The organism is Cellulosimicrobium cellulans (assembly GCF_016921195.1).
Lineage (GTDB): Bacteria > Actinomycetota > Actinomycetes > Actinomycetales > Cellulomonadaceae > Cellulosimicrobium > Cellulosimicrobium cellulans_F.
Window position 1 is genome coordinate 93,709 of sequence record NZ_JAFGYF010000004.1, and the last position, 12,541, is coordinate 106,249.

Here is a 12,541-nt window from a genome sequence, read left to right on the forward strand (position 1 = left end):
CCGGCACCCTCGGGGCGTCCCGGAGGCTCAGGCGACGCGGTGGCGCAGCGTGCCCACCCCGCCGACCTCGAGCGCGACCTCGACCCCGCCCTCGACGGGCACGGCCGACCGGTGCGCACCCGTGAGCACGACGTCCCCCGGGCCGAGCTCGAGGTGGCGCGTGAGGAACACGAGCTGCTCGACGACGTCGTAGGAGAGCCCCGCGGTGGTGGACCGCGCTCGCTCCACCCCGTCCACCGCGACGACGAGCGCGGCGTCGTCGAGCGTGGCGGCGGTGTCGATCCACGGGCCGAGCGGCGTGAACCCAGTGCCGTTCTTCGCGCGCGTCATCATCGCGTCGAGCGGCACCTGGTCGTCGGCCGTGAGGTCGTCGGCGACGGTGCAGCCGAGGATCGCCCCGGGGACGTCGTCGGGCCGCAGGTCGCGGCACGGTCGCCCCACGACGACCGCGGCCTCCGCCTCCGCCACCAGGCGCCCCAGCGCGCGGTCGTGCCGGACGACGGCCCCCGGCCCGACGACCGTGCGCGCCGACTTGAGGAACGCCTGCGGGGGCAGCGCCCGCCCCTCGGGTCCGCTGTTGTGCGCCATCCCGACCACCACGCGCGGGCGGCACGGCGCGAGCAGGGCGCCGTCGAGCCCGGGGTCGTCGGCGCGGACCCGCACGCCGCTCGACGCGGGCAGCGCCGGGCGGCCGTCGCGACCTGTCGCGGGCTCGGGGACGTCCGCGACGAGCACGTCCCAGGCGTCGCCGTCGAGCACGGCGGCGCGCGGACCGTGCGCGGTGCGCAGGCGCGCGATCCTCATGACGACCCGGCCCGGTCGCCCGCGGCGGCGCCCTCCGGCCGGTCCACGAGCCGCAGGGGCACGCGCGCGAGGACGATGCCCCGGCGCTGCCAGGTGTAGGCGACGAGCAGCGTCGTGCCGTCGGTCGTCGCCGCCGGGTAGGAGTACTCGCCGCGCCCGTCCGTGACGATCCCCGTGTCGCCGGCCGCGAACCCGCTCGGCGGCCCGTCCCCCCGCAGCGCGGGCACGGGGGCGCCGGGGAGCGTGGCGGGTGCCTCGGTCCCGTCCTCGAGGTCCAGCACGCGGTGCCAGGTCAGCCCGTCGTCGTCCGAGATCGAGACGCTCAGCGGGCACCGCGCGCCCCACGCCTCCCCCACCGGGTTGTGCACCAGGGCGACGCGCCCGCTCGGGAGCCGGACGGCCGTGAGGCCCGAGTTGTTGTTCGGCAGTCGCGTGGGTGCGGCGGGCGTCCACGTGCGGCCGTCGTCCGCGGACGTCGTCCGGTAGACGACGCCCTCGCTCGACCGGCAGACGGCGACGAGACCGGACCGCCCCGACCAGAGCGCCGGCTGGATGACCCCGGCGCCGCGCAGCCTCGACCGGTCGAGCGGGACGTCCGCGAGCGCCCAGCTCGCCCCGGCGTCCTCGGAGCGGTCGAAGCGCGCTCGCCAGACGGGGTCCGGTCCCCCGCTCTCGACCGAGGACGGGGCGAGCCACGCGCCGCTCGGGGTGACGACCGGCGGGTTCTTCACCGGTCCCCGGCCACCGCTCGCGTCCCCGGGGACGAGCTCGCGCGGCGCCGTCCACGTCCGGCCGTGGTCGGCGGACGTGCGGTACCAGGTCACCCAGCGCGAGATCCGGGCGCCCCGGTGGGCGAAGAGCCAGAGCCGCCCGTCGGGCGCGACGGCGAGCACGGGGTTCCACCACGCCACGTCGTCGTCCTCGCCGAGCACGACCTGCGGCTCGCCCCAGGCGCCGTCCTCCTCGCAGGCGAGCCAGATCGCGTTGTCGGGCGTGCCCTCCCGGGTGCCGGCGAACCATGCGACGAGCGTGCGCCCGCCCGTGCGGGCGACGGTGGACGCGTGGCACTGGGCCCACGCCTCGCCGTCGCCCGACACGAGCAGGCGCTCCACGGGCGTGGTCACCGGACGGTCTCGCCGACGACGTTGAGGTCGCGCCGGAAGGTCTCGGGCGTCTTCCACACGGTGACCATCGTGATGAGCGCGCCGACCATGACGTACAGCGCGACGAGCTGCCAGCGCGACCCGTCCTCGCCCGCGAGCGCGGTCGCGATGAACGGCGTCAGGCCGCCCGCGACGATCGACGCGATCTCGCGCCCGGTGGCCGCGCCGGAGTAGCGGCGGTCCGCCGGGAAGAGCTCGGCGAAGAACGCCGGCTGGATGGAGTTGATGGCGTTGTGCCCGAGGTTCAGCATGAGGACGTACCCGAGCACGATGAGCACGAAGCTGCCCGTGTTGAGCAGCCCGAAGAACGGGAAGGCCATGACGAACACGACGAGGGCCCCGAAGAAGTAGACCGGCCGGCGACCGATCTTGTCGGAGACCCAGGAGAAGATCCCGTGGGCGGGGAACGCGAGGACCGCCATGATGAGGATCGCGGTGTTGAGGCTCTCCTTCTCGATGCCGAGGTGCTGCGGGCCGTAGCTGAGCACGAAGACCGTGAGCAGGAAGTACGGCAGGGCCTCGGCGAAGCGCAGCCCGACGATGCGCAGCAGGTTGCGCCAGTCCTCGAGGAAGACGCTCGCCAGCGGCCCGCGGGCGGGCGCCTGCGGCGCGGGCTCGGCGGCCGCCGCAGCCTCGCGCTCCTGGCGCTCACGGATCGCGGCCTGGCTGGCCTCGAGGTTCTCGACGGTGAGCGAGCGGTTGCGGCCCTCCTTCTCGAGCCCGGCGACGGCGTCGGTGAAGACCGGCGTCTCCTCGAGCGAGCGGCGCATCCACAGGCCGACGGCGAGCACGACGGCGGAGAGCCAGAACGGCACGCGCCAGCCCCACGACTGGAGCTGGGCGTCGTCGAGCGTGTACACCCAGGCGAACACGAGGGTGATGAGGATCTGCGCGGAGAAGCCGCCGGTGTTCGGCCACGACGTGTAGAAGCCGCGGTGCCGCGGGTTCGTGGACTCGAGCACGATGATCATGGACCCGCCCCACTCGCCGCCGACGGCGAAGCCCTGGACGAGCCGGAGTAGGACGAGCAGCGCGGGCGCGAGGAGGCCGATCGAGTCGTAGGACGGGAGGAAGCCGATGAGCAGGGTCCCGGTCCCCATGATCGCGAGCGTGAGGACGAGCGTGGACTTGCGCCCCTGCTTGTCGCCGCGGCGGCCGAAGAACATGCCGCCGAGCGGGCGGGCCAGGAACCCGACGGCGAACGTGCCGAGCGACGACAGCGTGGCGACGAACGGGTTCTCGGACGGGAAGAACACGGCGGGGAAGACGATCGCGGCGGCGGTGCCGTAGACGAGGAAGTCGTAGTACTCAAGCGTGTTGCCGACGAAGCTCGAGAGCGTGACCTTCCAGGCGTACCGCCTGCTCGTGAGCGGGGCCGCGGGTGCGGTGACGGACATCGTTGTTCCTTCGGTGCGGGTTCCGCTGATCTCAGTGTGAGGGCTCCCGGGTCTCAGCGGCGAGGGCCCGGGCCCCTCCCGTGGCACCCGTCCGGGGTGCCGCGGGTCGAGCGGTGTGGAGCGTGGTCAGGCGGCCGCGAGGTCCTGCCCGGCCGCGGCGAGAGCCGCGCGGATCTCCGCCTTCACGGCGTCGGACGGCGGGTCGACCGGCATGCGCGTCGTCCCGCCGGGCAGCCCCTGGACGTCGAGGCCGTACTTGAGCCGCGCGATGCTGGGCCCGAGGGCGGCGACGAGCCGTTGGACGACCGCCTGCGCCCGCACGACGGCGGCCGCGTCGTCCGCGGCGAGCGCCGCCCGCAGGTCCGCGAACGCGCGCGGCGCGACGCCGGAGACGCCGGACACCGTCCCGCGCCCGCCGGCCGCCACGACGTGCGGGAGATCGGCGTCGTTCCCCGACCAGAGCGCGAGCCGCGGGGCCGCGTCCCGGTACGCGTCGACCCGGGCCGAGGCGGCGCCGGACGTCTTGACGCCGTCGAGGCCGAGCTCGGCGAGCTCGGCGAGGAGCTCGGGCGAGACGTCGGAGCACGCGACGTCCGGGAAGACGTAGGCGTAGAGCTCACCGTCCGTCGCGGCCCGCAGCGTGGCGTAGTAGCGCACGACGCCCGCGTCGCTCGCGGTGAGGTAGTAGGGGGTGATCGCGGCGAATCGCCGGACACCCGCGTCCTCGGCCGCGCGCAGGTGGCCGAGCGCCTCGTGCACGGAGGCGGCACCGACGTGCGCGATCGTCCGGTCGGGGCCGAACACGTCGGCGGCGGTCCGTACGAGCGCGGCGCGCTCCGCGGCGTCGAGGGCCGGGAACTCGCCCGTCGTCCCCACGGCGAACACCCCGTCGACCTCGGGCTCCACGTGGGCGAGCAGCGCGCGCAGCGCCCCCAGGTCGAGCGCACCCGACGCGTCGTAGGTCGTGACGGGCGGGGTGATGATCTCCGGTGCCGTGGTCATGGCACGTCTCCTTCGGCTCTCTCGCGTCGCTGCGCGGGCGCTGCTTCGCGCCGCCGTCAGCATGGCATCGTTTACTGTTAACAGTCAACCGTCAACGAAGCATGGCCGGTGACACGACGACGCCCCGGCCTGCCGAGGCAGACCGGGGCGTGCGGGAGGGGGCTCAGCGGCGGGGCTGCTGCAGCGCGTCCTTCATGCGGCGGCGCGAGCCCGCGAGGTGCTCGTCGAGATAGGCCAGCGCCTCGTCGAGGCGCGGCGTCCGGATCGCGTCGAGCAGCCGCTCGTGGTCCGCGCACGACGGGTGCAGGTCGACGTCCTGCTTGTTCGTCTCCTGGAGCATGACCGCGAACGTGGGCTCGATCTGCTCCCACAGCGTGCGCAGCCGGCGGTTCGGCACGGCGGCGTACAGCGTGGAGTGGAACGCGAGGTCGTGGGCGGCGTACGTGTACCAGTCACCGGCGTCCGCCGCCTCGCGCATCCCGGCGAGAGCCGCCTCGCTCGCGGACCAGTCGACCTCGTCGGCGTGCTCCGCCGCCGCGCGCACGGCGACCGCCTCCAAGGCGCTGCGCACGTCGTACAGCTCGTCGACGTCGGCGGCGCCAACGCCGCGCACGACGTACCCCCGGCGCTCGGACTCGACGAGGTGCTCCGCCGCGAGGACCCGCAGCGCGTCGCGGACGGGGCCGCGCGACACGTCGTACTGGCGCGCCACGCCCTCCTCGACGAGCCGCTCCCCCGGCGCCAGCTCCCCCCGGACGATCGCGACCCTCAGGACGTGGGCGAGACGATCCCCCAGCGACCCCGCACGCACCGTGTCGACCGACAACCTCGCCCCTTCGTCCGCACCCCCGACGGGGCCGCCGACCGGCCCCATGACCGGACCATTGTGCCGCAGGCGCGCGGGTAGGACCCGGGCGCCGGGCTACGCTCGCGGTCATGACCCGCATCGTCGACGTCGCCCGGCACGCCGGCGTGTCCACGGCCACGGTCTCGCGGGTCCTCAACGGCAAGACCGTACGACCCGAGCTCGCCGCGGCCGTCCGTGCAGCGGTCGAGGACCTCGGCTACGTGCCCGACCGGACGGCGCGCTCGCTCCGACGGCGCTCGAGCGACGTCGTCGCGCTCGTCCTGCCCGACGTCGAGAACCCGTTCTTCACGGCCGTCGCGCGCGGCGTCGAGGACGTCGCCCAGGAGGCCGGGTACTCCGTCGTGCTCTGCAACACCGACGACGACCCGGCCAAGGAGGAGCGCTACCTGGCGGTGGCGGAGCACGAGAACATGGCCGGCGTCGTCGTCGCCCCCGCGAGCGCGGCGCCCGAGATCGCCGCGCTGCGCGCCCGGCGCCGCGCGGTCGTCGTGATCGACCGCCGGGTGGTTCAGGACGTGGACCAGGTGGTCTTCGACAACGTCGCGCTCGGGCGACAGGCCGCGCAGGCCCTGGTCGAGCGCGGGTTCCGGCGGATCGCGTGCGTGACCGGGCCGGTCGCGACGAGCACGGCCGTGGACCGGGCACGCGGCTGGCGGGAGGCGCTCGACAGCGCCGGCCTCACCGCGGACCACCTCCTGGTCCACGCCAACTTCCGCGTCGACGGGGGGTACGACGCGACCGTCGCCCTGCTGAGCCGGACGGACCCGCCGGACGCCGTCCTCGCGACGAACAACCTCGTGGGCGTCGGGGTGCTCCGCGCGCTCGCCGACGCGCACGGCCGCCCGGCGGCGTCCCCTGCCGACGCGGGGCGCGACCGTGGACCGGGCGGTGGGCCGGCGCTCGGGGTCGGCATCGTGGGCGACCTGCCCTTCGCCACGTCGCGCACGTCCGACGTCGCGCTCGTCCCGCTCGACCCCCGGGCGCTCGGCACGACCGCCGCGCGGATCCTGCTCGACCGGCTGGCCGGGGCCGACGACCCGGCGCGCCGCGTCGTCCAGGGCACGCCCGCCGGGCCGTGAGCCAGTCTCAGCCCGCGGGCGCGGCGCTCGCAGCCGCGGGCAGCACGTCCGACGCGCGCCCGGCCTGGCCGAAGAGCACCATGCGCTCCTCGACGAGCCGCTGCGCCCACTCCCGGCCGAGCGCGAGGTAGCCCGCCGGGTCCACGTCGCCGGGCGACGCGGCGAGCGCGACGCGGACGCCCGCCGTGAACGCCATGTAGTGGTCCATGCCCTGGTTGATCTTGCGCACGCCGAGGCTCGCCGCCCGGGCCTTCTCGGCGTCCGGGACGCCCCACGACTCCGGCAGGTCGCCGCCGTGCGCGTTGATCGTCGCCCGGAGGTCGGCCGGGAGCCCTGACGAGCCGTGCATGACCAGGTGCGTCCCCGGCACGCGCCGCGCGATGCGCTCCACGAGGTCCATGTGCAGCACGGAGCCGTCGGGCGGGCTCGTGAACTTGTAGGCGCCGTGCGACGTCCCGATCGCGACGGCGAGCGCGTCCACCCCGGTGCGGCGCACGAACTCCTCGGCCTGGTCCGGGTCAGCGAGGACGATCTCCGCGTGGCTGCGACCGTCCTTCGAGCCGCCGATCGTCCCCAGCTCGCCCTCCACGGACACGCCGTGCGCGTGCGCGTGCTCGACGACGCGCCGCGTCACCGCGACGTTGTCCTCGAACGCGGCGGGGCGGCCGTCGGGCCCGAGCGAGCCGTCGATCATGACGCTCGTGAACCCCGCCGCGACGGCGCGCGCGCACGTCGCCTCGTCGGGACCGTGGTCGAGGTGCAGCGCGACCGGGACGTCGGGGTACGCCGCGATCGCCGTCCGCAGGGCGGACCACCACAGCGCGTCCGAGGCGTACGGGTGGGACCCGGCCAGGGTCTCGACGATGACGGGGCTCTCCGTGGCGCGCGCGGCGTCGAGCACCGCCGTCGCCATCGCGAGGTCCGCGACGTTGAAGGCGCCGACGCCGTAGCCACCCCGGGCGGCGGCGTCGAGCAGGGTACGGTTCGTGACGAGGGTCATGGCTGACCTTCCTGTCGTGTCGTCGGGAGCGTGCCGCCCGGGCGGACGGCGACGGGTGCGAGCGAGAGACGGGCGGAGGCGACGTGACGCAGGACGACGACCGGACCGCGGGAGCGGGTGGCCGGTCCGTGCGGCTCGCCGACATCGCGGCGCGCGCGGGGGTGTCCATCAAGACGGTGTCGCGCGTCGTCAACGACGAGCCGCACGTCGCGGCCGCGACGCGGCGCCTCGTGGAGGACGCGATCGCCGAGCTCGGGCTGGAGGGCGAGTCGCGCCCGCGCGGCCGCAAGCGGCGCACGGGCGTGGTCGGGCTGGTCTTCCCGGACGTGCGCAACGACTACTTCGCGGCCGTCAGCCGCGCGCTCCAGGAGCGGCTCGCCAACGTGAGCCCCACGCTGCTGTCGGCGGACTCGGACGACGACCTGCACACCGAGGAGGCGATCCTCACCGCGTTCCGTCGGCTCGACGTCGACGGCATGGTCATCTTCCCGACCGGCGCCCCGGGCCTCGTGGAGTTCGCGCAGTCGGTGCCGACCGTCGTCGTCGACCGCACGGTGCCGTCCGTGCGCGGCCTCGTCGACCACGTGCTGCCGGACGCGCGGCACGCGGCCGAGCAGCTCACGCTGCACATGATCGAGCAGCACCGCGTGCAGCGCGTGTGCCTGGTCGCGGGCGACCTCGCGGTCTCGACGCTGCGCAACCGGCACACCGCGTTCCAGCGCGTCGTGAGCCGGACGGGGACGGAGAACCACGTCCTCGCCGGCCTCACGACGTCGGAGGAGGCGGCGACCGCGGCGTACTCGCTCTTCCGGACGCTCGAGCCGCCGTTCGGCGTGCTCGCGACGAACAGCCTCATGTTCTGGGGCGTGCTCACCGCGGCGCAGCGCCTCGGTCTCAAGGTGCCGTCCGACGTCGTGCTGACGACGTTCGACAACGTGCCCGGCGTCGGGACGACGGGCCTCGTGCCCACGAACGCCGTCGCCCCGGCGGCGACGCTCGCCGCCCGGACCGTCCAGCTCCTCACGGAGCGCATGAACAACCCGTCGTTGCCGCCGCGCCTGCTCGACATGGACTACGACATCGCCTACGGCACGACGTGCGGGTGCGTGCCGATCGACCCGGCGCGCAACGTCCTCGGCTAGGCGGCCCGGCCGGGCGCCGGGCCCGGCCGGGGCGGGGCGCTGCGCGCCGGACCCGGTCACAGCGTGTGCGTGATGCCCAGCGACGCGTAGTCGAGGACGATCGGGTCGTCCGTCACGGCGCGCGCGGCGGAGAGGACCTTCGCCGCGCTCTCGACCGCCACGCTCGTCTTGAACGCGTCACGCAGGTTGGGCCCGACCGTGAGCAGGCCGTGGTTGGCCCAGACGACGGCGTTGCGGTCCTCGAGGTACCGCGCCATGTCCCGCCCGAACTCGGTCGAGTTGCTCAGGGCGAACGGCATGACCGGCACGTCGCCCTTGGTGTAGATGACCATGTTGACGAGCGCGCCGCGGATCGGCTCGCCCAGCACGCCGAACACGTTCGCGTACGTGGGCTCGGTGTGGACGATCGCCTGGACGTCGGGGCGCGCGGCGTAGACGGCGAGGTGCACCGTCACCTCCGACGACGGCTGGAGCCGCCCCTCGACGACGTTCGCGTGCTCGTCCACGACCACGAGGTCGTCCGGCGTCATGCGGTCGTACTCGAGGTCCGTCGGGGTGATGAGGAACGTCGACGTGCCCGGGATGCGGAGGCTGATGTTGCCCTGCGTGTTGAAGTTGAGCCCGAGCTTCACGGACTCCAGGCAGTACGCGAGGACGTCCTCGCGCGCGGCCTGCAGGTCGAACGTGTCCAGCGTGGTCATGCGATCTCCTTGAGTGCGGTGCCGTCGACGGTCTCGACGGCGAGGGACGTGCTGACGGGGGTGAGGAGCTGGTGCAGCGAGTCGAACGTCGCGCGCTGCCGCGCGTACCACGCGGCGTGCCGCGGGTCGGGGCTCGCCTCGTGCACGACGGCGGGGGCGGGCAGGTCGAGCACGCTCGCGAAGGTGCCGGCACCGAGCGCGGCGAGGAGCGCGGCGCCCCGCCCCGCCGCCTCGCGCACGACGGCGCGCAGCGGGACCCCGGCCGCGTCGGACCGGGCCTGGAGGGCGCCGAGGTTGGCCGAGCCGCCGCCGACGGCGTGCACGTCCACCGGGTCCACCCCGCGCTCCGCGAGCGCCGCCCGGATCTTCGCGAGCTCGAACCCCGAGGCCTCGACGAACGCGCGCGCGATCTGCGCCGTCGTCGTCTCGAGCGTCAGGCCGAGGAGCGCACCCCGCGCGGCGGGGTCGTTGTCGAGCGTGCCCGACCCGGCGAGGTAGGGCGCGACCAGGAGCGGGGGCGGGTCGACGGCACCGACCTCGTAGAGCGACGCCCACGGGTCGATCCGGTCGTGGTGGACGATCGACGAGAACCAGTCGAGCGCGAAGCCGCCCGCCGCCGTGCCCGCGAGGGTGACCCACAGGTCCGCCCCCACGGGGTAGGTCGCGAGCCCGGTCCCGCCGAGCCGCTCCGGCCGCGCGCGCGTGCCCACGGTGAGGCAGTCGCTCGACCCGAACGAGAACACGGCCCGTAGGCCGGGGCGTCCGCCCCCGCCGAGGAAGGCCGCGGCCTGGTCGTGCACGCCCGCGACGACGGGCGTCCCGGCGCGCAGCCCCGTCCGGGCGGCGGCGTCCGCGGAGACCGCGCCGATCACGTCGCCCGCGGCGACCACCGGGGACAGGAGCGCGGCGGGCACGTCGAGCGCGTCGAGCACCGCGTCGGACCAGGCGCGGGTCCGCACGTCGAACGCCCCCGTGCGGGCGGCCATCGTCAGGTCGACGGCCGGTGCGGCGCCGAGCCGCGTCGCAACGAAGTCGTCCAGGGTGCGCACCGCGGCGGGCAGCACGCCGTCGGGCAGGAGCCCGCGCACCTTGTGGACGGAGAACATCGGGTGCAGCGGCTGGCCCGTGATCTCCTGGACGGCGTCGCCGCCGAGCAGCTCGCGGAGACGGTCCGCCGAGCCCGCGCCGCGGCCGTCCATGCTCAGTGGCGCGGGACCGAGCGCGCGGCCGGCGCGGTCGACGGGCACGACGGCCTCGCCGAGCGTCGAGAAGGACAGGGCCTCCACCGGGTCCGCGGCCACCGCGGGCTCGGCGACGACGTCGCGCACGAGCGCCTCGACGCCGACGAGCACGGCCTCCGCGTCGACGTGCGCGCGGCCCGGCGCGGGGCGCACGACCGTCGTGCGGCGCGAGCGCGCGACGAGCTCGTTCCCCCCCTCGTCGTACACGCCGACGCGCGTGCCCGTGGTCCCGAGGTCGATGCCGAGGTAGCTCACTTGACCGACCCCGCGAGACCGTTCACCAGGTACCGCTGGATGAACAGGTAGACGACGACGATGGGCACGGAGATGAGCACGAGCACGGCGAACAGCGCGCCGGGCTGGCTCAGGTAGATCCCGCGGTACGCGAGGGGGACGAGCGTCAGGGGCTTGAGGTCGTTGTCGCTGATCGCGACGAGCGGCAGGAGGAAGTCGTTCCACGTCATCATGAGCTGCCAGATCACGACGACCGCGGCGGCTGCCTTGCCGAGCGGGAAGTAGATGCGCCAGAAGATCGTCCACGCGGACGCGCCGTCGACGAGCGCGGCCTCGTACGTCTCGTCGGGGATCGCGAGGTAGGTGGTGCGGATCATGATCACGGCGAACGGCAGGCCGAGCGCCGTGTAGGCGAGGACGAGCCCGAGCAGCGAGTCGTAGAGGCCGATCGCCTGGAGGATCTTGAAGACCGCCACGACGATGCTCGCCATGGGCAGCACGAGCGCGAGCAGCAGCCCGACGAACACGACGCCCCGGAACGGCACGCGCAGACGGGCGAGGGCGAACGCCGTCATCGAGCCGAGGAGGACGACGAGGAGGATCGACGGGACCGACACGAGCAGGCTGTTGAGCAGGTGCTGGAGGATCGGGTTGGTCTCGAAGATCGTCACGTAGTTGCGCAGCGTCGGCTCCTCGGGGAGCAGGCCGAGCGCCGTCGTCGAGGGGTTCGACGTGGGCAGCAGCGAGATGCCGACCACCATCACCACGGGGACCATCCACAGCGCGGCGAGCGGGCCGAGCACCCAGTGCGACCACCGCGGCGGGGCCTCGACGTCCTTGCTGCGACCGTGGCCGCGCCGACGGCGGGCGGGTGCGGCGGCGGGCGCCGTGGTGTCGTCGGCCGTGCGCCGCGCGCGGTCGGTGCCGGAGCTGAGCGCGGTCATGACTTCTCCCCCGTGATGAAACCGGCCCCGAACGTGCGCAGCATCGCGACGGACGAGCCGATCGCGAGGACGAGCAGGACGACCGAGATCGTCGCGCCGTAGCCGAACGACTGGAGCTGGAAGGCTTCCTTGAACATGTACGTGGGCATGAGCTCCGACGCGTGGTTGGGCCCGCCCTCGGTGAGCACCCACACGAGCTCGAAGGTCTTGAGCGAGCCGATGATCCCGAGCAGGACGAGCGAGAGGTGGGTCGGCTTGAGGAGCGGCAGGACGATGCGCCGCACGAGCGCCCACCCGCTGGCCCCGTCGATGCGCGCCGCCTCGAGGACCGAGTGGTCGAGCAGCTGCAGGCCGGCGAGGTAGAACAGCATCGAGAAGCCCGACCACATCCACACGTTGACGACGATCACCGTGACGATCGCGGTCGACGGGTCGGACAGGTAGGGGCGCGTGAGGACCTCGAGGCCGGTCGCCCGCCCGAGCTGCGCGAGCACGCCGTTGAACGGGTCGAGCAGGCGCTGCCACACGATGCCCACGACGACGGGCGACAGGACGGCGGGCAGGAAGAAGATCGCGCGGTACACCGTGCGTCCCCGCAGCCGGGTGTTGAGCAGCCACGCGAGCGTGAAGCCGATGACCGCCTGCGGCACGATCGTCAGGAGGATCCACAGCAGCGAGTTGCGCAGCGTGATGTGGAAGACCGGGTCCTGGGCGAGGTCCGCGTAGTTCTGGACGCCGACCGGCGTCCCGGCGTTGACGCCGTCCCAGTCGAGCGTGCTCGCCTGGACGTTGAACACGATCGGGTACACGACGAACACCGCGAAGAGCAGGAGCGCGGGCGCGATGAAGCCGAGCGCGACGAGCTGCTGGCGGCGACGCGTGCCGCGTCCCGTCGACGTCGTCGCGCGCGGCCCGGCGACCCGCGGCGTCGCCGCCGCGGGTCGCCCGGAGACGAGGGCTGCCATC

General features: G+C 74.3%; 12 protein-coding genes. 2 read left to right on the plus strand and 10 right to left on the minus strand.

All coding sequences use genetic code 11. The features are described 5' to 3' along the window. Window positions 1–27 precede the first annotated feature (27 nt). From JN535_RS10535 to JN535_RS10555, 5 genes are all read right to left on the minus strand, one after another. The gene (locus JN535_RS10535; protein ID WP_205205515.1) at window positions 28–804 is read right to left on the minus strand and encodes a fumarylacetoacetate hydrolase family protein; all 777 of its coding nucleotides are present in this window, start codon (window positions 802–804) and stop codon (window positions 28–30) included. Further along, window positions 801–1,928, minus strand: a complete 1,128-nt coding sequence (locus tag JN535_RS10540) for a sialidase family protein (protein WP_205205516.1) — start codon at window positions 1,926–1,928, stop codon at window positions 801–803. The genes JN535_RS10535 and JN535_RS10540 overlap by 4 nt, the downstream gene beginning before the upstream one ends. Further along, complete coding sequence (locus JN535_RS10545) at window positions 1,925–3,364, minus strand: MFS transporter (RefSeq protein WP_205205517.1); 1,440 nt, start codon at window positions 3,362–3,364, stop codon at window positions 1,925–1,927. Before JN535_RS10545 ends, JN535_RS10540 begins: the two co-directional genes overlap by 4 nt. Window positions 3,365–3,490: 126 nt before the next feature. Then, entirely contained in the window at window positions 3,491–4,366 is an 876-nt protein-coding gene (locus tag JN535_RS10550) for a dihydrodipicolinate synthase family protein (RefSeq protein WP_205205518.1), read from the minus strand. Window positions 4,367–4,529: 163 nt separating this feature from the next. Continuing rightward, window positions 4,530–5,192 carry a GntR family transcriptional regulator gene (locus JN535_RS10555; RefSeq protein ID WP_021483304.1) on the minus strand — a complete coding sequence of 221 codons (663 nt, stop codon included), beginning with the start codon at window positions 5,190–5,192 and terminating at the stop codon, window positions 4,530–4,532. 110 nt (window positions 5,193–5,302) lie between these two features. On the opposite strand from JN535_RS10555, the gene JN535_RS10560 reads away from it, so the two are divergent. Continuing rightward, window positions 5,303–6,313: a LacI family DNA-binding transcriptional regulator gene (locus tag JN535_RS10560; RefSeq protein ID WP_205205519.1), complete on the plus strand. Its 1,011-nt coding sequence runs from the start codon at window positions 5,303–5,305 to the stop codon at window positions 6,311–6,313. Between the two features lie 7 nt (window positions 6,314–6,320). Here JN535_RS10560 and JN535_RS10565 read toward each other — a convergent pair whose 3' ends face one another. Continuing rightward, window positions 6,321–7,313: a ketose-bisphosphate aldolase gene (locus tag JN535_RS10565; RefSeq protein WP_205205520.1), complete on the minus strand. Its 993-nt coding sequence runs from the start codon at window positions 7,311–7,313 to the stop codon at window positions 6,321–6,323. Window positions 7,314–7,396: 83 nt separating this feature from the next. Here JN535_RS10565 and JN535_RS10570 point away from each other — a divergent pair, with 83 nt between their 5' ends. Beyond that, window positions 7,397–8,455: a LacI family DNA-binding transcriptional regulator gene (locus tag JN535_RS10570; protein ID WP_076404334.1), complete on the plus strand. Its 1,059-nt coding sequence runs from the start codon at window positions 7,397–7,399 to the stop codon at window positions 8,453–8,455. A 56-nt stretch (window positions 8,456–8,511) separates the two neighbouring features. On the opposite strand, the gene JN535_RS10575 is transcribed toward JN535_RS10570, so the two are convergent. The 4 genes from JN535_RS10575 to JN535_RS10590 are packed head-to-tail and all read right to left on the minus strand — an operon-like array spanning window position 8,512 to window position 12,540. Next, window positions 8,512–9,156, minus strand: a complete 645-nt coding sequence (locus JN535_RS10575) for a class II aldolase/adducin family protein (protein ID WP_205205521.1) — start codon at window positions 9,154–9,156, stop codon at window positions 8,512–8,514. Continuing rightward, complete coding sequence (locus JN535_RS21240) at window positions 9,153–10,652, minus strand: FGGY-family carbohydrate kinase (RefSeq protein WP_205205522.1); 1,500 nt, start codon at window positions 10,650–10,652, stop codon at window positions 9,153–9,155. The genes JN535_RS10575 and JN535_RS21240 overlap by 4 nt, the downstream gene beginning before the upstream one ends. Then, window positions 10,649–11,575 (minus strand): carbohydrate ABC transporter permease, encoded by a 927-nt coding sequence (locus tag JN535_RS10585; RefSeq protein WP_205205523.1) that lies wholly within the window; start codon window positions 11,573–11,575, stop codon window positions 10,649–10,651. The genes JN535_RS21240 and JN535_RS10585 overlap by 4 nt, the downstream gene beginning before the upstream one ends. After that, window positions 11,572–12,540: a carbohydrate ABC transporter permease gene (locus JN535_RS10590; RefSeq protein WP_083711552.1), complete on the minus strand. Its 969-nt coding sequence runs from the start codon at window positions 12,538–12,540 to the stop codon at window positions 11,572–11,574. The genes JN535_RS10585 and JN535_RS10590 overlap by 4 nt, the downstream gene beginning before the upstream one ends. Window position 12,541 lies beyond the last annotated feature (1 nt).

What these genes read in the sequence shown, in the direction of transcription:
- JN535_RS10590 (WP_083711552.1), bottom strand. Translation starts at nt 12,540, where the DNA reads ATGGCAGCCCTCGTCTCCGGGCGACCCGCGGCGGCGACGCCGCGGGTC.
- JN535_RS10550 (WP_205205518.1), bottom strand. Translation starts at nt 4,366, where the DNA reads ATGACCACGGCACCGGAGATCATCACCCCGCCCGTCACGACCTACGAC.
- JN535_RS10535 (WP_205205515.1), bottom strand. Translation starts at nt 804, where the DNA reads ATGAGGATCGCGCGCCTGCGCACCGCGCACGGTCCGCGCGCCGCCGTG.
- JN535_RS10575 (WP_205205521.1), bottom strand. Translation starts at nt 9,156, where the DNA reads ATGACCACGCTGGACACGTTCGACCTGCAGGCCGCGCGCGAGGACGTC.
- JN535_RS10585 (WP_205205523.1), bottom strand. Translation starts at nt 11,575, where the DNA reads ATGACCGCGCTCAGCTCCGGCACCGACCGCGCGCGGCGCACGGCCGAC.
- JN535_RS10545 (WP_205205517.1), bottom strand. Translation starts at nt 3,364, where the DNA reads ATGTCCGTCACCGCACCCGCGGCCCCGCTCACGAGCAGGCGGTACGCC.
- JN535_RS10560 (WP_205205519.1), top strand. Translation starts at nt 5,303, where the DNA reads ATGACCCGCATCGTCGACGTCGCCCGGCACGCCGGCGTGTCCACGGCC.
- JN535_RS10565 (WP_205205520.1), bottom strand. Translation starts at nt 7,313, where the DNA reads ATGACCCTCGTCACGAACCGTACCCTGCTCGACGCCGCCGCCCGGGGT.